Here is a 270-nt window from a genome sequence, read left to right as displayed (position 1 = left end):
ACCGCGGACCAGCTTGCGACGGTGGCTCATGGAAGCTCCTTGCAGCAGGTCGGACCGACCGACGCCACGGCGGTCAGCCGATGGCATTGGTGAGGTCGTACAGCGGCACCAGCACGGCCACGATCTCCAGGCCGACCACCGAGGCCAGTACCAGGGTGATCACCGGGACCAGCGCCGACAGCTGCCGATCGATGGCGCGCGCGGTTTCCTGTTCAATGGTATCGGCGGTCTTGAGCAGCATGACATCCAGCGCGCCGGAGTCTTCGCCGA

The 270-nt window shown here is 66.3% G+C and carries 1 protein-coding gene; it reads right to left on the bottom strand.

Going from position 1 to position 270, the window contains the following annotated elements; genetic code table 11:
- Positions 1–73 precede the first annotated feature (73 nt).
- Positions 74–270, bottom strand: a 197-nt coding sequence (locus tag ACQG3P_RS19830) for a type II secretion system F family protein (protein ID WP_426806003.1), incomplete at its 5' end; no start/stop codon positions are given.

The organism is Stenotrophomonas sp. SrG (genome assembly GCF_050031795.1).
GTDB classification, from domain to species: Bacteria; Pseudomonadota; Gammaproteobacteria; order Xanthomonadales; family Xanthomonadaceae; genus Stenotrophomonas; species Stenotrophomonas rhizophila_A.
The sequence above is the reverse complement of the archived record's forward strand: the minus strand, read 5'-3'. Positions and strand labels throughout refer to the sequence as shown.